Origin of the sequence: Corallococcus silvisoli (assembly GCF_009909145.1) — a bacterium.
Lineage (GTDB): Bacteria > Myxococcota > Myxococcia > Myxococcales > Myxococcaceae > Corallococcus > Corallococcus silvisoli.
The window spans coordinates 37,153-53,081 of the sequence record NZ_JAAAPJ010000020.1 but is presented as its reverse complement, the minus strand read 5'-3'; the positions used below and the strand labels follow the sequence as shown (position 1 = coordinate 53,081).

Genomic DNA, 15,929 nt, shown 5'->3' with positions numbered 1-15,929 from the left:
CGAAAGTTGCCTACCAAGGTGTCATGACCAGACGGAGGGCGAACACGTTGCGTGTCAGGTCCCCCGCACCGACGACGTCCGCCGCGCCCACCTGCGCGATGCGGTCCACCGCCCCCTGCAGCGCGAGCTTCCGGCTGAGCCGGTACTCGACGCCTCCTCCCACCGCATAGCCCTGCGACACGTTCACGGTGTTCCGCCACTCCTTGTAGTTGTGTCCTGGCGCCGCCCCGTTGCGGAAGAAGCTGGCCGCGCCGAAGGCGGACAGCCGTTGGGTGAACCGGTGCGCGCCAATCAATGACGCGTAGTCCGCCCACACCGCTCCGGAGAAGCCGCTGGCCCCCACCAGGTCGTGCCCCGTCGCGAAGCCCAGGTCGGTGCGCTCACCCTCGCGCATCAGCTCCAGCGACACGCGGGGCAACCACCCACCGCGAGACGAAATCGAGGGCAGGTAGCGCACCGGCCCGGCCCGGACGGTCAGCGTGGTCGGGCGGCCCAGCCGGTAGCGCAGGGCCGCCGCCGCGCTGTGCGCCTGGCTGTAATCACCGTCGTACAGGAAGCCCTGGTAGCGGTACTCCGCGCCCAGGGACAGCCGGCGCGTGGTGCGGTACCACAGCTCCACCGAGGGGGTGTGCGCGTAGCCCGCGACCCGCCCCGGTTCGATGATGCGAGTCGCTTCGAACAGGTAGTTGCCGCGGACATCCATCCGCTCCGTCACGCGCCCCGTGAGCCCCACCCGCGTCTGCGCATAGAAGGTGGGGGACGTGGAGCGCGCCAGGCCGTCGCGCGGCAGCGACGTGGGGTCGGAGACGCGGAACACCCTCGCGCTGGCGTCCAGCCGCAGCCGGCGCGACAGCACGTCGCGGAAGCCCAATCCCAGGCGGTGATCGAAGGTCACCTTGCCGGAGCCGTGCCGGGCCAGGAGGTCCCCGGCGTAGTACGAGTCGAACGTCACCTGCTCGTTCTTCACGTCCAGGCCCAGCCGGGGGGACAGCTTCGTCATGAACTGCCCGTTGGTGCCATTGGCGCCCAGGCGCAGGTCATTGTCGAAGCGCTCCTCCGCCGTCAGGCGCAGTCGCGGCGCCAGGATGGTGGCTGCCTGCGCGGCCGGCGCGGCGATGAGACAGCCTGTAATCACTGCTCGCTTCCAGTTGCCCCTCACCGCCGCCCTCCCGTCCAAACCCACACGCCCACGCTCCCTGCCTCTGGATGTCTGTCTTTCTTTCGACCGCGCGTCCGGCCCCCGTCACGGGACGACGACGGTGTCACCCGGCCGCAGGATGACGCTCTCGCCCTTGGGGGAGACCAGGTCGCTGTAGCGCACCGGGAACTGCCCGCCGTTGCCGTCCGTGCGGATGACGACGATGCCGTCGGAGTTGGCGAAGTCGGTGAAGCCGCCCGCCAGCGCGATGGCCTGCAGCAGCGACACGCGGCCCCGCAGCGGGTAGGCGCCCGGGTGGGCCACTTCGCCCGTCACGAAGACGCGGGTGCTGTTGACCTCGCGGACGATGACCGTCACGCGCGGCTCCTGCACGAACGGCTGGAGGCCCGCCTTGAGCGCCTCGGCCAGCTCCGTGGGCGTCTTGCCCGCGGCCTGGATCTCCCCCACCATCGGAACGGAGATGTAGCCGTCCGGGCGCACCGGCACCGTGCGCGACAGCTCCTGATCCCGCCACACACTCACGTCGAGCACGTCCTCACGGCCAATGCGGTAAGGCTGATCCGCGTTGTCGACCTTCAGCGTTTGCTGGTGAGCACAACCCGACAGGAGGAGCATCCCCATCACCGTCCAGAACCCCGTGCGCCGCATTCCCATCTTCCGCTCTCCTTCGTTCACTGATGTCCGCGCGAGCCACCAATCACACGCCCCGAAGGGCCGGGCGGTGCGCTTCTGGCGGAGGCTCTTAGCAGCGCGTGTGCCAGCGGCCAGGCGGAGGGAAATCCCTTGGAATGCGGTGGGTTACGGCGTGCCACATCGTGCGCACATGGGAGCATCCGGGAAAAATTCCGGTCCCCCCCCGCTGTTCTCGGCTGTGCTTTCTGCCGTTCGGTTCCACGGGGTGGAAGAGGTTTGCCCAACGCGCCCCACGCCACTTCCACCGCGCAAAACGCTTCCTCTGGGGCCCGGGTAACAACACCCCGGCACGGGTCTTGAAGAGTGGATGTGCGTCGGACAGCGGTTGCGGTTCAGGGGTCCAATTCAGTCACCAAGGGGACAGCGGAATGGGCAAGGTGGCAGGGGCGGTGGGGGTGGTCTTCATGCTCGGGACCAGCGTCGTGGGCCTGATGGGGGCCTCGCTGGGCAACGGCGTCGAGGCGGGTGTCCTGGGCATGGTGGGCCTGGCCCTCTATGGAGGCAGCGCGCTCTTGAGCAGCAGGGCGGCGGTGCCCGCTGGCGTCGCGAAGCAGGCTTGAAGCCAGTCCTGAAGGACTGAGGGAGTCACGGGCCTTCGGGCCGGAGCGCGACGTGGGGAGCCCAGGCTTCCCTCCGCGTCCGGTCCGGGGGCCCTTTTTTCTACGCGGGTGAACCCCGTCGCGTTCGAGCCTTCATGGCCAAACCGTGAGGGAACAATGCACCCACCGTGAAGCCGTCTCACGGCGGTTGAAAGAATCTCCTCCCCCGCACAGACGCCCGGCCCTCCCGTGCAGCTTGATTTCACGGCGAGGGCCGGCCTCACACGCCTCGGGGATGACGAATGATTCGCGGTACACCAGGTGAATCAAGCTCGACGAACAGCCTTCGCACGCATCCGCGCGTGCTTCGTGGACTCAGGACACTCGCTCGAATGGCGGGGATGCTCGCCGCCGTCGTCCTGCTGTCCGCATGCCCCGACGGGCGTGGCCCCGCGCAAGGCGGCCCCCGGCTCCCCGAGGGCGCGCTTCCCTCCACCACGGTGGGGCTCGACTACGAGGCTGTGTTCACGGCGTCGGGCGGCCTGCCTCCGCTTCGCTACACGCTGACGCCTCCTCCTGGCTTCTCCTTCTACTTGGGGGAAGGGAGGCTGACAGGTCAAAGCACCGAGGCTGGCGACTTCGCGCTCACCGTCAGCGTGACGGACGCGAATGGCGAAGAGGACACCCGCACCTATCCGCTGAAGGTCTGGCCCTTTCTCGAGGTCGTCAGGGCCACGCTCCCCCCTGCCATCGCAGGCGCCAGCTACGAGCAAGTCCTCGCCGCCGCGGGCGGGGGTCCTCCGCTGCGATGGTCCCTGACGGAGGGCTCGCTGCCGACCGGCGTCTCGCTCTCAGACGATGGAGTGCTGACCGGCCTCCCGCAGGAGCAGGGCATCCATCCCCTCACCCTGCGAGTGCAGGACGCCAACGGCGCGACGTCCGAAGCGCGAATGGAGCTGGTGGTCCTCGGCCCGGACTCGCAATCCGATGGAGGGCCTGCGCCCTCGACCTTCCCGCTGTCGGTGGCCAACTGGAACATCGAGTGGTTTGGGGACACGCAGTATGGACCCAGTGACGAAACGCTTCAGCTGACCAATGCCCAGGCGGTCATCGCCGACGCGGGCGTGGACTTCTGGGGCCTGGCTGAAATCGTCGACACGGCGCACTTCAACGCGTTGAAGGCACGGCTGCCCGGCTACGACGGCTTCCTCGCGAACGACGCTTCTCGCGTGTCGTCCGGTTCGAGCCAATACTCCTCCTCCGACCAGAAGGTGGGGGTGCTCTTCAAGTCGGACGTGGTGCAGGTGCTGCGAGCGGATGTCGTCCTCACGAATTACCGCTACGAATTCGGCACGCGCCCGCCCCTGCGGGTGGACCTGCGCGTCAAGCGGGGCGACACCACCGTGGATGTGACGGCGTTCGTCATCCACATGAAGTCCGCCACCAGCCCGACGGATTACGCTCGCAGGGCAGTCGCCGCCAGGCAGCTCAAGGCCTATCTGGACCTCAACCTGCCCACGCAGCGGGCCCTGGTGGTGGGCGACTGGAATGATGACGTGGACATGTCCATCGTCACCGGCACCGACCCCAGCACCGGTAAGCCGTACGAAACGCCCTACCGCAACTTCGTCGACGACCCGGACAACTACATGTTCACCACCCAGGCCCTGTCTCAGGCTGGCGTGGGGAGCACGGCGAGCCGCAACACGTTCCTCGACCACCAGCTCGTCACCAATGAACTGTGGGCTGATTACGTGACCAACTCGACCACGGTGCTGCGCCCGAACATCTCCCAGTACCGTTACACCACGTCCGACCACTATCCCATCATCAGCCGTTTCAACCTGGGCCAGCATTTCGGGAGTGGGATTGGAGGCACGACAGCTCAGACGGATGACATTCCGGGAGCCCCCCCTCCTGCCCCTGATTCGCGGGGCGTCGAAGCCGCGCCATGAGTCGCCGCTGCGTCGCCAGGAAGACCCGCTCTTGAGCACCCACCTCAGGGCTGGCGCGGCTCCGCTTCCGGAGCCGCGTCGGCCGGCGGCGCGGCGGAGGTGGGCAGGGGCGGCACCTCCTGCTCGGGCCGTGGCGGTTGTTGGGAGCCCTCTGCCTCCTGGCGGCGCAGGCGCAGCGCGCGGCTCCATAGGGCGATACCGGCCCAGACCCCCAGGAGCGCCACCGGCACGGCCACGGCGTGGGGCCAGTACAGCGCCACGCCCGCGAGCGCCAGAGGCACGACCCCCGCGCCGAAGACGACCTTGGACTCCGTGCGGCCCAGCTCGCGGTGGTTGGTGACGGCGGCGCCCACGGTGTTGCCCAGGCGCACGGCGCCCGCGGCCGCGCGGCTCATGCTGCCCCGCCGGCCAGGAGTACCCCGCCGCGCGCGAGGCAGCAGGGGCGCGGCCTTGAGGCGCCGCGCCCTTCCGTCGAGCACCACCTCGGTCGCGTGCTCCAGGTCCTCCAGGTACATGGCCTCCATCCGCTGGGCGAAGGGGCCATCCTCCACCGCGACGTCGATCTCGGAGTTGCCCAGCCAGCTCGCGGGGTTGAGGTTGGACGAGCCCACGCGTGCCCAGGTGCCATCCGCCACCGCCGTCTTGGCGTGGAGCATGGTGCCATTCCATTCATAGACACGGATGCCGGCCTCCAACAGGGGTCGGTAGCCGGCCTGCGTGAGGGGGCGCAGCGCGGGGATGTCACTGCTGCCGGGCACGAGCAGCCGCACATCCACGCCATCGCGTGACGCGGCCCGGAGCGCCTGGACATAGGCGGCGGTGCCCACGAAGTACGCGTCGGTGAGCCACAGCCGCTGGCGCGCGAGCGAGGCGATGAGCTGGTCCACGCGGAACAGGCCCGCGCTCCAGGGGACGCCGGCCACCACGCGCAGGGCCACCTCGCCCATGGGCAGCGAGGCGCGGGCGGAGAGGCAGGCCTCCTCGTCGAGCGGAGCGCCCACCGTGCTCCAGCCCTGGGCGAAGGCACGCACGAGGTCCGCCACCGCGGGGCCGCGGATCTCCAGGCCGGTGTCCCGCCACGGGGCCACGCCCCTGGCCGCGTCGCCCACCCACTTGTGGCTCACGCACAGGCCGGACACGAACCCCACCTCCCCGTCCACGGTGAGCGTCTTGCGGTGGTTGCGGCCCAGCCACGCCAGGGGCCGGTCGAACTGGAAGGGATTGAAGCAGCGCACCTCCACGCCCGCGTCGCGCAGCGTGCGCCAGAAGTGCCGGGACGCGGTGCCCTGACAGCCCAGCCAGTCGTAGAGCACGCGGACCTGCACGCCGTCCCGGGCGCGGGCCATCAGCGCGTCCGCGAAGGCGCGGCCCACGTCGTCGTCCTCGATGATGTAGTTCTCGAAGAGGATGGAGCGCTGGGCCTCGTGGATGGCGCGCAACCACGCGGGGTAGTTCTCGCGCGCGTCGCGCAGCAGGTTCACGGCGTTGCCCGGCATGAGCGGCGCGCCAGCGGCCCGGGAGAAGACCTGCTCCGCCAGCCCATGCTGCCTGCCGCGGATGCCCGAGGATTTCACGAGGGCCACGTTGTGTCTCCTCGGGCCAGCGAGGCGCCCACCCAGGTTCCAGGTGAGGTGCGCTCCGTGAAGGCCCGTCGCAAGGGTCCGGGCCTGGAAGACGCCACCGCCCTCCCCCACGCAGCGGGGGCTCGCCCGGCAGGCTGTCGTCCCCGCGAAAGGGGGTCCGGGGACGGAGGGGTGCGCGGCGAGACGCTGGCTTCCATGCGCGACCTTTCCCCCGAGCGCGGTGCGCCGGGTCCCTCGGTGCGAGGCGATGCGGTTTCTCGTGGGCCACCGGTGCTGCGATCCGGTGGCTCTGCGCTTCCTATCCTTCCCACGTGCCTCGCCCCAAGGACGACTTCGGGACGTTCACGCTTCTTCTCGAATGAGGCCCATGCGCTCCGCGAGCCTCACCCCTACGCACCGTCTTCTCCGGGGCATCGCATGGGGCCAGGGAGACGGCACCGTGGGGCTCTGGTGCGTGACTGACGAAGCACCTGCCCTGCGCTAGGGTGCGCGGCCATGGCGACTCGGCGGTACTGGTTGATCAAGAGCGAGCCCTCCGTCTACGCGTACGCGAAGCTGGAGGAGGACGGCAGCACGGCGTGGACGGGCGTGCGCAACTTCGAGGCCCGCAACAACCTCCGGGCCATGACGCCCGGGGACCTGTGCCTCTACTACCACTCCAACGAGGACAAGGCCGTCGTCGGCGTGGCGCGCGTGCTCTCGAAGCCCGGGCCCGACCCCACCGCGCCCGGCGAGGACTGGGCCTCCGTGGACATGGGCCCCGTCGTCGCCTTCACCACCCCGGTGACGCTCGCCACCATCAAGGCCACGCCCGCGCTCAAGGACTTCCCGCTGCTCACCCGCAGCCGCCTGAGCGTCACGCCCACGCCCACCGAGCACTTCGAGCTCGTCCTGAAGATGGGCAAGACGAAGCTGCCCAAGGCCCGAGCCCGCGCATGAGCGCCGCCCGCGAAGTCCGCGCCGACTTCGACCGTGCGTCCATCGTCGTGTACCAGGCCTACCCCGACGCCATCGCGGACGTCGCCGTGAAGCAGCAGCGGTTCGGCCCGCCCTTCTCCGTGGGCCGGATGACGTGGATCAAGCCCAGCTTCCTGTGGCTCATGCACCGCTCCAACTGGGGCCGCAAGAGCGGCCAGGAGCGCACCCTCGCCGTCCGCATCAAGCGCTCGGGCTGGGAGGAGGCGCTGGGCGGGGGAGTCCTCACCGGCTACGAGCCCCGCGCCCACGGCGCGCCGGACACCTGGCGCAAGGCCTTCGAAGCCGCGCCCGTCCACATCCAGTGGGATCCGGAGCGCACGCTGCGTGGCGCGGGCCTGCCCCACGACAGCATCCAGGTGGGGCTGAGCCGCGCCGTCATCCAGCGCTTCGTGGAGGACTGGACCGTCTCCATCACCGACCTCACCCCCCTGGTCCAGAAGCTGCGCAAGCACCTGGACGACGGGCGCGCGGACCAGGCGACGCGCCACCTGCCGAAGGAGTCCGTCTACCCGGTGCCCCCGGAGCTCGCCCGCCGCCTGGGAATGTGACGGGGCCACCGGAGATCCCCTCGGCTCCGACGCGAGTTGTTATGTTCGGGCGATGGCGGACATCCCCAACCTGGAGACCCTGCGCACCTCCCTCGAACGCGTCGACGAGGAGATCCTCGACCTGCTCCAGCGGCGCATGGCCCTGGCGGACGACGTGGCGCGCGCCAAGCTGGTGACGGCCTGGCCCTTCCGGGACCCCCAGCGCGAGGACCTGCTCTTGCGCAAGCTGCGCGGCCGGGCAGCGGAGCGAGGCCTGGATCCGCATGAGGTGGAGCGCCTCTACCGCGTCATCCTGGACATGTCCGTCGCTCGCCAGCAGGGCCTGCTGACCCGCCTGGACACCACGCCGCTGCGGGTGGGGTATCTGGGCGTCGAGGGCTCCTACAGCCACCTCGCCGCCCGCCAGCGCTACGCCCACAGGCAGGGCGGCGTGCTCCTCACCGGCTTCGACTCCGCCCGGCAGGCGGTGGAGGCCCTCAAGCAGGGGGCGCAGGACCTGCTGCTGCTGCCCATCGAGAACACCACCGCCGGCAGCATGAACGAGACCTACGACGTGCTCGCCGCGGGCGACGCCGTCATCACCGGCGAGGTGGTGAGCCAGGTGGACCACCGGCTCTTGGGCGTGAAGGGCGCGAAGCTGGAGGACCTGCGCGAGGTGCTGTCCCACCCGCAGGCGCTGGCGCAGTGCGAGGACTTCCTGCGCACGCACGTGCCGCGGGCCCGCGCCGTGTTGGGGCCGGACACCGCCGTCGCCGCCCAGATGGTGGCGGACCGCAATGACGTGACCGTGGCCGCCATCGCCAGCGAATCCGCCGCGGCCCGCTTCGGCCTCGTGGTGCTCGCCAGCGACCTGCAACCCGGCGCCGACTTCACGCGCTTCGTGGAGGTGGGGCGCCAGCCCACGCCGCTCGCCCCGGACGTGCCCTGCAAGACGTCCCTGCTGGTGGTGCTGGAGCACCGCCCCGGCACGCTCGGCCAGGTGCTGCAGCGGCTCACGCAGCGCGGGGTGAACCTCTCCAAGCTGGAGTCGCGCCCCATCCCGGGCGCGCCGTGGAAGTACCGCTTCTACCTGGACGTGGAGGGCCACGCCGCGTCCGCGGCGGTGACGGCGGCGCTGGAGGACCTGCGCCCGCTCACCTCGTCGCTGCGCGTGCTGGGCACCTACCCGCGCGCGGAGCCCATCGATGGCTGACGCCGCGTCCCGCCGCATCGCCTTCCAGGGCGAGCTCGGCGCGTACGGCGACGAGGCCACCGGCGCGTTCTTCGGCCCGGCGGTCACGCGGGTCCCCTACCCCACCTTCCGCGCCGTCTTCGAGGCCGTGGCCTCGGGCGCGGTGGAGGGCGGCGTCGTCCCCATGGAGAGCGCGCTCGCGGGGCCCGTGGCGGAGGTCGTGGACCTGCTCCTGGAGTTCACCCCGCCCATCTCGGGAGAGCTGCGCCTGCGCGTGCGCCACTGCCTGCTCGCGCCCCCGGGGCACACGCTTGAAGGCCTCACGCATGCGCTGTCCCATCCGCAGGCGCTGGCGCAGTGCGCGGGGTGGCTGCGCGGGCACCACCTCCAGCCCGTGCCGGAGGCGAACACCGCGGTGGCCGCCCGGCGCGTGGCGCAGGAGGCCACCCCGGGCACCGCGGCCATCGCCAGCCGCGCGGCGGGGGAGCGCTACGGGCTCACCGTGCTGGCGGAGGGCATCGAGGACTCACCGGACAACGCCACGCGCTTCCTCGCGGTGGGCCCGGCCGTCCCGCCGTCCCTGGGAGCGCGCTGGAAGACCTCCGTGGTGCTCACCCTGGACAATGGGCCCGGAGCGCTGGCGGGGGTGCTGGGGGCCTTCGCCGCGCGAGGCGTGAACGTCGCGCGGCTGGAGGCCCGGCCCGGCGGCGTCCGCGCCTGGGACTACCGCTGGTGCCTGGACGTGGACGGCGCGGAGGACTCCGCGCCGGTGAAGGCCGCCCTGGACGAGGCCCGGAGCGCCTCCACGTCGCTCCAGGTCCTCGGCAGCTACGCGCTCAACGATTGACGGTCTGCGTCCCGTCGCCGTTGCGCACGGCCTCCGTGTACGCGCCGCGCACGATGCTCGCGTAGCGCTGGAGCGCGCCCAGCTGCTCCAGGCGCAGCGCCTGCGGCCCGTCGCACAGGGCCTTCTCCGGCGTCGGGTGGAAGTCCACCAGCACCATGGACGCGCCCGCGATGAGGCCCTGGCCAATGGCGTGGAAGATGTCCGGCAGCCCGTCCGGCGGGGCCTCCGCGCGGCCAATCGCGTGCGAAGGGTCCACGCACACCGGCATGCGCGTGAGCCGGCGCACCACGGGCACGTGCGCGAAGTCCACCATGTTGCGGTGCGGGTCGCCCAGGTGCGTCTTCACGCCGCGCAGGCAGAAGACGATCTTCGGGTTGCCCTCGCTCGCCACGTACTCGCACGCGTTGAGGGACTCCTCCAGCGTGATGCCCATGCCGCGCTTGAAGAGCACGGGGAAGGTGTGCTGCTGGCCAATCTGCTTGAGCAGCTCGAAGTTCTGAGCGTTGCGCGTGCCCACCTGGAGCATCACGCCCGTGGGCGTGCCCGCCTGCTTGAGCGCGTCGTTGATCTCGTCGATGTGGCGCGGGTGCGTCACCTCCATCGCGACGACCTTGATGCCGTGCTTGCCCGCCGACTCGAACACCCAGGGCAGGCACTTCGCGCCCAGGCCCTGGAACTCGTAGGGGTTGGTGCGCGGCTTGTACGCGCCCATGCGGGTGGTGGTGATGCCGCAGCGGGCGAGCGCCGCCATCATCGCGTCCACGCTCTCCAGCGAGTCCACCGCGCACAGGCCCGCGAAGAGGTTCACCGAACGGTCGTCGAAGGTGACGCCGTTGTATTCGAAGCCCGCCGTGGTGCGGTGGCCGCCGTGCCGGCCGATGATCCGGTACTTCTGCGACACCCGGACCACCTGGCGCACGCCGGGCAGCTGCTGGAAGGGCTCCAGCGGGACCTGCGAGGTGGAGCCCAGCAGGTACAGCTCCGTGATGGTGGACTCCGCGCCCTGCACCACGTGGGCACGGGGGGTGACGCCCTCATACTGCGAAGCGAGTTTCAGGACGGCGTTCACGACGGATTCGGGGGAATCCGGCTCGAGCATCACGATCATGCGAAGGGTTCTCCTGTGGGGGGCGACCGCTCGGCATTCAACACCGCGGGTGCTCTCTTTCCCTCCCCATTCGTACGGAAAATGACGCGGAGCGGCTCAAGAGGAGGCGGGGCGCAGCCGGGTCGCCAGCTGGGTGTAGTGCTCCCGCTGGGTAGGGTCACCCAGGTGCTCCCAGACGTCCGCCAGGGCCTTGGCGGCCTCCACGTAGGCAGGCGAGAGCTGGAGCGCCAGCTCGAACACCTGACGGGCCAGCCGGTAGCGGGCCTTGTCCGGCCGCCGCCCCTGGGTCAGGAGCGCATTACCCAGATGGTAGACCTCGACGGCCGCCGCCTCGCGGTAGCCGGGGGTGGGGTTGAGCTGAACCGCCCGGGCCATCAGCAGGGCGGCGGCCTCCGGCTCCCCCAGTTCCAGCTGACACAGGGCGGCCTCCCGGTGGGGGTCCGCCGCGGACGGGTCCAGCTCGATGGCGCGCTGGAAGCCCGTCAGCGCCTCCTGGGTGCGCCCCAGTTGCTTGAGCGCGGACGCCTTCGCGGTGAGCGCGGGGAAGTGGCGCGGATCCACGGCGAGGACCTGATCGAACGACTGGAGCGCGGCCTCGTGGTTGCCGGCCATGGAACGGTGGACGCCCTCGTTGAACGCCGCGTACAGCAACGACCTGGACATCGGTCCCCCATCGGACGGGTTGCGCGGGCCGCATGCCGCCACGCGGCCCGAAAGCGCAAGCCTGTCACCGGGGGACCGCGCTCCGCAAAGGCGCGCCCCTTCCCCGGCTGATGGCATCCATCGGGTTGCGCTGATGGCGCCGGCGGCCTCCCAGGAGACGGCCGTTTCAGCCGTCTGGAATTCGCCACTGTCCGGGACAGGCCTTGCGGCGCCACGCCGCTCCCAGGCGGAATCGGTCCCGAGGCCCTCATGCTCGTCTTCGAGATCGTCATCGCGCTGCTGCTGGGAGGGGCGGGGCTGGCGGCGGTGTCCCGGCGGATCGGCACCCCCTACCCGGCGCTGGTGGCGCTCGCCGGAGCGGTGCTGGCGCTCGTCCCGGGGAGTCCCGAGCTGGTGTTGGATCCGGAGCTGGCGCTCACCCTGTTCGTCGCCCCGGTGCTGCTGGACGCGGCCTTCGACGCCTCCCCCCGGGACCTGCGCGCGAACTGGCGTCCGGTGGCGAGCCTGGCGCTGGGGGCGGTGGCGCTCACGGTCATCGCGGTGGCGGGGGTCATCCATTGGCTGGTGCCAGCCATCCCCTGGGCCGCGGCCATCGCGCTGGGAGCCATCGTCGCGCCCCCGGACGCGGCGGCGGCCACGGCGGTGCTGAAGCAGTTGCAGCCGCCGCACCGGCTGCTCGTCATCCTGGAGGGCGAGAGCCTCTTCAACGACGCGAGCGCCCTGCTCATCTACCGGCTCGCCGTGGGCGCCATGGCCGCGGGTGGCGTCCTGGGCTGGAGCGCGGTGCCCGTGATGCTCGTCGTCACGGTGGGCAGCCTGCTGCTGGGGGTGGTGCTGTCGCGGTTGAGCCTGCGCATCAACAGCCACGTGGAGGACGTGTCCACGGCCGTCATCACGCAGTTCGGCAGCACGTTCGCCGTGTGGATCCTCGCCGAGCGGCTGCACCTGTCCGGCATCCTCACGACGGTCGTCTACGCGATGACCATCTCGCGGTCGGCCTCCACCCTGATTCCCGCGCGGATCCGCATCCCCTCCTACGCGGTGTGGGAGGTGGCGGTGTTCGTGTTGAACGTGCTGGCCTTCGTGCTGGTGGGCTTCCAGCTGAAGTCCATCGTCGCCCGGTTCGACCGCGAGACGTGGCTGGAGTACTCGGCGATCGCCGCGGCCGTCACGGGCGCGGCCATCCTCGCGCGGATCGCCTGGGTGATGGGGGCCGCGGCGGTCAACCGCTGGCGGCAGCCCCCGGCGACGTCCAGCGTCGTCACGCTCTCCGCGCGCGCCGCGGTGCTGGTGGGCTGGTGCGGCATGCGGGGCATCGTGACGCTGGCGGCGGCGCTGGCCCTGCCCACGGGCGGCTCGGGTGGCGCGGCCTTCCCCTACCGCGACCTCATCCTCTTCACGTCCTTCGCGGTGGTGTTGGGAACGCTGGTCGTGCAAGGCCTGACGCTGCGTCCGCTGATGACCCGGCTGAAGCTGGACGACGATGGCGAGGTGGACCACGAGGTGCGGGTCGCGCGCGTGGAGACGCTGCGCGCGGGCCTGGAGGCCACCAGTGAGACCCCCGGCACGGAGCTGGCGGTCCTCGTGCGCAAGCGCTACGAGCTGCAGCTGCGCCGCGCGCGCCAGCGCCTGGAAGAGCGCTCGAGCATGGGGCCCCCGGCGCCAGGGGCCGGCTCGCCATGGGGCCCCCCCACCGCCGACGCGGACATGGTACGGGCCGCCATGTCCGCGGGGCGCAAGCGCCTGGTGGATCTCCGGGCGAACGGCACCATCGGAGACGCGGCGTTCCAGCAGGTGGAGCAGGAGCTGGATTGGTCGGAGCTGGACCTGCAGCAGATCCTCCGGGCGGCCTCGCCCGACGAGGCGTGACGCCCGCGCGTCCCCACGGCTGCGCTCAGGGCGCCGGAGCGACCGTGGTCCCCACGGTCACGACCTGGGTCGCGGTCGCGCGCACGCCCTTGCCGTCCGTCGCGGTGAGGGTGACGGTGTAGCGCCCGGGCATGAGGAAGCGATGGGTCAGGTACCCCACCTCCGCGGTGGTGCCATCGCCGAAGTCCCACTGGAAGCGCTGGATCCAACCTCCGGGCTCCACCGTCTTCGAGCGCGTCGCGTCCAGGTAGACGTCGAAGGGCGCCTGCGAGCCAGTGAAAGGGCCGCCCGTGATGACGGGAAGGGGCCCGGACGCGGGGCTCCCCGGGTCCGTGCGTGAGAGCCGGCGCACCGTGGAGGCGCCCTGCTCCACCACCAGCACGGTGCCATCGGGCAGCCTCGCGATGCCCGTGGGCAGGCTGAAGGTGGCCCGGTCCCCCGCGCCATCCTGCGCGCCATGCGCGCCAGTGCCGGCGAAGGTCCGCACGCGGCCGTCGCTCACGGAGCGGATGCGCTCGTTGCCGGTGTCCGTCACGAGCAGCTGGCCGTCGTCCCAGGCCGCGCCCAGCAGCGGCATGAACAGCGCCGCGCGCCCCAGCCCGTCGGCGAAGCCCCCGGTGGAGTTGCCCGCGGGCGTGGTGGTGGTGAAGGCGCCGTCGAGCGCCACGCGCCGCACGGAGCGGTTCCCGGTGTCGACAATCCACAGCGCGCCCCCACCCACGGCGATGCCCGTGGGCCGCTTGAACCGCGCCAGGCTGCCGACACCGTCGGTGCTGCCAGCCCCCTTCTTCCCGATGACCGTGCTCACCCGCCCGTCCGGGCTCACGCGCGCCAGCCGGTGGTTGAAGGTGTCCACCACGTAGAGGTCCGTCCCCGCGAAGGCGAGCCCGCTGGGCGTGGAGAAGCGCGCGGCGGTCCCCACACCCTCCACGTTGCCGGAGCGCCCCTCGCGCGAACCGGTGAAGGTGCTCACCGTCCAGCGGGCATCCCGCGCGATGCGCACGACGCGGTGATTGCCCGTGTCCGCCACGTAGAGGGTGCCATCGGAGCCAACGGCGATGGCCTGCGGAGAGCGCAGCGCGGCGCTCGCGCCGGGGCCCTCGCCCACGCCAGCGACGCCGGTGCCCGCGACGGTGGACACGGTCCTCGCCGCGTCGTTGGCGATCATCCGCACCACGTGGTTGCCCGTGTCCGCGACGAACACGTTGCCCGCGCCATCCACGGCCAGACCGACGGGACGACGGAAGCGCGCGGACGCGGCCGGACCATTCTGCAGGCCCTCCTGGAATGCACCGCCCGCGAACAGGGTGACGCTCGCGGCCTGCCCGGCGCGGTCCACCGGCCGGGTCTGCCCTGAGCCGAAGGTGTCTCCCGCCTCGGCCGCCAACAGCCCCGCGCGCCGGAAGATGTTGTCGGTGATGCGTTGGACACGCGCGTCGGAGTAGTTCGGATTCGACAGGGCCCGGGCCCACGCGATGCCCCCCCCCGCGAAGACGAAGGCCCCCGAGGGCGCGGTGTAGAAGCCCGCGTTGTGCCAGTTGCCCTCGCCCAGGTTGCTGATGACCGGGGAGCGGGCCAGGGGCGTGAACCCCGGGGGCGCGCGGCCGTTGGTGACGGCGCGGTCCATCTCGTAGCCCACGATGGACGGCAGGGTGTCGCCTTCGCTGAGGCCGGTGCCTTCGAAGGGCCACGCCCCCGCGTTCGCCACCACGAAGGGCTGCTCGACGATCCCCCACGCATCCGACATCACGCCGATGAAGCCGTTCTCCGGCTCGCTGATGGGCGCGTCGCGCCAGCGCACGGTGGTGACGTTGGAGCCCGCGCGGGGGTCCTCCTTCATCGACAAATCCTTGTAACAGACCTGCCTGCGGTGCGGGACGCCGGTGCCAGAGGGCTCCAGCCGGATGAGCCAGAAGCTCGTGTCGCCCGCGAAGGCTGCCAGGTTCACCCCGGAAGCCAGCGCCGCCTCCACCGCCGCGCGCGCGGGCCGGGACCAGTACTCGTCGTGCCCCACCGCGATGAACAGCTTCTGCCCCAGGGCGAGCGAGGGATCGCGGTCCAGGTCCACGTTCGTCACATAGGACAAGTCGTAGCCCTTGGACTCGGCCCACAGGACGAACGAGTGGACGTAATAGAAGTACTCGCCCGCGCCGCTGCCGTCGGCGAAGGGCCGGTCGAAGGACACGATCTTCGCGTGGCCGCCCGTCAGGCCCAGCGAGTCCGTGTACAGGCTCTCACCGCCCCAGGTGTTGTACGCCTGGAAGGTGGTGAAGGGGACCTGCACCAGGGCGCTGCCCTTGCGCTCATCCGCGCGCACCACGAAGAGCACGTAGGACTGGAGCCCATCCTCGCGGATGAGCTTGAGCAGATAGACCCCGCTCGGCCAGGACGCCTGGGTCTGCACGGTGAAGGACGTGGGCCAGCGGCACTCCACCAGACCGGTGGTGCGGTCCGGCACCGGATCCGGCTGGGGGCCGACGGCCACGGGAGCGCCGGTGGCCATCTTCCGGGAGCCGAGCCCGCCGTAGTAGCCCATCCGGTAGAGCTCCCAACGCACGGTGTGGCCGCCGTCGGTTCGCGCATGGATGTCGATGGAGTCCCCGTGCTGGACGCTGGTCGCGCCCGCGTAGCCCTCGAGCTGGGACGAGACCGCGGCCCGGGTGAGCCGCCAGTCCGAGCTCCCAGGCTCGGCGTTCTCCCGGGCCATGATGCCGGGCTTCGTGGCCGAGGACAGCAGGACCGCGACAAAGACAGACATCCACATGGGCATCCCCCCGGAGGCCGCGCCTGAACCACTGCCTCCCTGCTACCCGCCC

Annotated in this window: 13 protein-coding genes; 7 read left to right on the top strand and 6 right to left on the bottom strand. The window is 71.2% G+C overall.

Annotated features, from left to right (window positions below; genetic code table 11):
• Positions 1 to 10 precede the first annotated feature (10 nt).
• On the bottom strand, positions 11 to 1,159 hold the full coding sequence (locus GTY96_RS31705; protein WP_186002076.1) for a hypothetical protein: 1,149 nt from the start codon (positions 1,157 to 1,159) through the stop codon (positions 11 to 13).
• A gap of 84 nt (positions 1,160 to 1,243) precedes the next feature.
• Positions 1,244 to 1,813: a polysaccharide biosynthesis/export family protein gene (locus GTY96_RS31700; protein ID WP_143905780.1), complete on the bottom strand. Its 570-nt coding sequence runs from the start codon at positions 1,811 to 1,813 to the stop codon at positions 1,244 to 1,246.
• Positions 1,814 to 2,220: 407 nt separating this feature from the next.
• Between GTY96_RS31700 and GTY96_RS31695 the strand changes: the two genes are divergently transcribed.
• Both GTY96_RS31695 and GTY96_RS31690 read left to right on the top strand, forming a co-directional pair.
• Entirely contained in the window at positions 2,221 to 2,412 is a 192-nt protein-coding gene (locus tag GTY96_RS31695) for a hypothetical protein (protein WP_143905778.1), read from the top strand.
• 371 nt (positions 2,413 to 2,783) lie between these two features.
• Complete coding sequence (locus GTY96_RS31690) at positions 2,784 to 4,346, top strand: endonuclease/exonuclease/phosphatase family protein (RefSeq protein WP_201756581.1); 1,563 nt, start codon at positions 2,784 to 2,786, stop codon at positions 4,344 to 4,346.
• 44 nt (positions 4,347 to 4,390) lie between these two features.
• Here GTY96_RS31690 and GTY96_RS31685 read toward each other — a convergent pair whose 3' ends face one another.
• Positions 4,391 to 5,929: a phospholipase D-like domain-containing protein gene (locus GTY96_RS31685; protein ID WP_161666666.1), complete on the bottom strand. Its 1,539-nt coding sequence runs from the start codon at positions 5,927 to 5,929 to the stop codon at positions 4,391 to 4,393.
• 495 nt (positions 5,930 to 6,424) lie between these two features.
• Between GTY96_RS31685 and GTY96_RS31680 the strand changes: the two genes are divergently transcribed.
• From GTY96_RS31680 to GTY96_RS31665, 4 genes are read left to right on the top strand one after another with little or no spacing between them, the layout of a single operon-like run.
• Entirely contained in the window at positions 6,425 to 6,868 is a 444-nt protein-coding gene (locus tag GTY96_RS31680) for an EVE domain-containing protein (RefSeq protein WP_143905772.1), read from the top strand.
• Positions 6,865 to 7,455 carry a DUF4291 domain-containing protein gene (locus GTY96_RS31675; RefSeq protein WP_161666665.1) on the top strand — a complete coding sequence of 197 codons (591 nt, stop codon included), beginning with the start codon at positions 6,865 to 6,867 and terminating at the stop codon, positions 7,453 to 7,455. The genes GTY96_RS31680 and GTY96_RS31675 overlap by 4 nt, the downstream gene beginning before the upstream one ends.
• 52 nt (positions 7,456 to 7,507) lie before the next feature.
• The gene (gene pheA, locus GTY96_RS31670) at positions 7,508 to 8,647 is read left to right on the top strand and encodes a prephenate dehydratase (protein WP_143905768.1); all 1,140 of its coding nucleotides are present in this window, start codon (positions 7,508 to 7,510) and stop codon (positions 8,645 to 8,647) included.
• A complete protein-coding gene (locus GTY96_RS31665; protein WP_161666664.1) occupies positions 8,640 to 9,473 on the top strand; it encodes a prephenate dehydratase in 834 nt (277 codons plus the stop codon). The genes pheA and GTY96_RS31665 overlap by 8 nt, the downstream gene beginning before the upstream one ends.
• On the opposite strand, the gene GTY96_RS31660 is transcribed toward GTY96_RS31665, so the two are convergent.
• Together GTY96_RS31660 and GTY96_RS31655 are read right to left on the bottom strand one after the other, a co-directional pair.
• Positions 9,463 to 10,581 (bottom strand): 3-deoxy-7-phosphoheptulonate synthase, encoded by a 1,119-nt coding sequence (locus GTY96_RS31660; protein WP_143905764.1) that lies wholly within the window; start codon positions 10,579 to 10,581, stop codon positions 9,463 to 9,465. The genes GTY96_RS31665 and GTY96_RS31660 overlap by 11 nt on opposite strands.
• Before the next feature lie 96 nt (positions 10,582 to 10,677).
• A complete protein-coding gene (locus GTY96_RS31655) occupies positions 10,678 to 11,244 on the bottom strand; it encodes a tetratricopeptide repeat protein (protein ID WP_161666663.1) in 567 nt (188 codons plus the stop codon).
• Positions 11,245 to 11,493: 249 nt separating this feature from the next.
• Here GTY96_RS31655 and GTY96_RS31650 point away from each other — a divergent pair, with 249 nt between their 5' ends.
• Positions 11,494 to 13,113, top strand: a complete 1,620-nt coding sequence (locus GTY96_RS31650) for a Na+/H+ antiporter (protein WP_161666662.1) — start codon at positions 11,494 to 11,496, stop codon at positions 13,111 to 13,113.
• Between the two features lie 25 nt (positions 13,114 to 13,138).
• On the opposite strand, the gene GTY96_RS31645 is transcribed toward GTY96_RS31650, so the two are convergent.
• Positions 13,139 to 15,871, bottom strand: a complete 2,733-nt coding sequence (locus GTY96_RS31645) for a N,N-dimethylformamidase beta subunit family domain-containing protein (RefSeq protein ID WP_161666661.1) — start codon at positions 15,869 to 15,871, stop codon at positions 13,139 to 13,141.
• Between the last annotated feature and the right edge of the window lie 58 nt (positions 15,872 to 15,929).

Bases quoted from the DNA above. Each gene is read 5' to 3' on its own strand.
- GTY96_RS31700 (WP_143905780.1), bottom strand. From the start codon at position 1,813: ATGGGAATGCGGCGCACGGGGTTCTGGACGGTGATGGGGATGCTCCTC.
- GTY96_RS31695 (WP_143905778.1), top strand. From the start codon at position 2,221: ATGGGCAAGGTGGCAGGGGCGGTGGGGGTGGTCTTCATGCTCGGGACC.
- GTY96_RS31690 (WP_201756581.1), top strand. From the start codon at position 2,784: ATGGCGGGGATGCTCGCCGCCGTCGTCCTGCTGTCCGCATGCCCCGAC.
- GTY96_RS31680 (WP_143905772.1), top strand. From the start codon at position 6,425: ATGGCGACTCGGCGGTACTGGTTGATCAAGAGCGAGCCCTCCGTCTAC.
- GTY96_RS31675 (WP_161666665.1), top strand. From the start codon at position 6,865: ATGAGCGCCGCCCGCGAAGTCCGCGCCGACTTCGACCGTGCGTCCATC.
- pheA (WP_143905768.1), top strand. From the start codon at position 7,508: ATGGCGGACATCCCCAACCTGGAGACCCTGCGCACCTCCCTCGAACGC.
- GTY96_RS31665 (WP_161666664.1), top strand. From the start codon at position 8,640: ATGGCTGACGCCGCGTCCCGCCGCATCGCCTTCCAGGGCGAGCTCGGC.
- GTY96_RS31660 (WP_143905764.1), bottom strand. From the start codon at position 10,581: ATGATCGTGATGCTCGAGCCGGATTCCCCCGAATCCGTCGTGAACGCC.
- GTY96_RS31655 (WP_161666663.1), bottom strand. From the start codon at position 11,244: ATGTCCAGGTCGTTGCTGTACGCGGCGTTCAACGAGGGCGTCCACCGT.
- GTY96_RS31650 (WP_161666662.1), top strand. From the start codon at position 11,494: ATGCTCGTCTTCGAGATCGTCATCGCGCTGCTGCTGGGAGGGGCGGGG.
- GTY96_RS31645 (WP_161666661.1), bottom strand. From the start codon at position 15,871: ATGTCTGTCTTTGTCGCGGTCCTGCTGTCCTCGGCCACGAAGCCCGGC.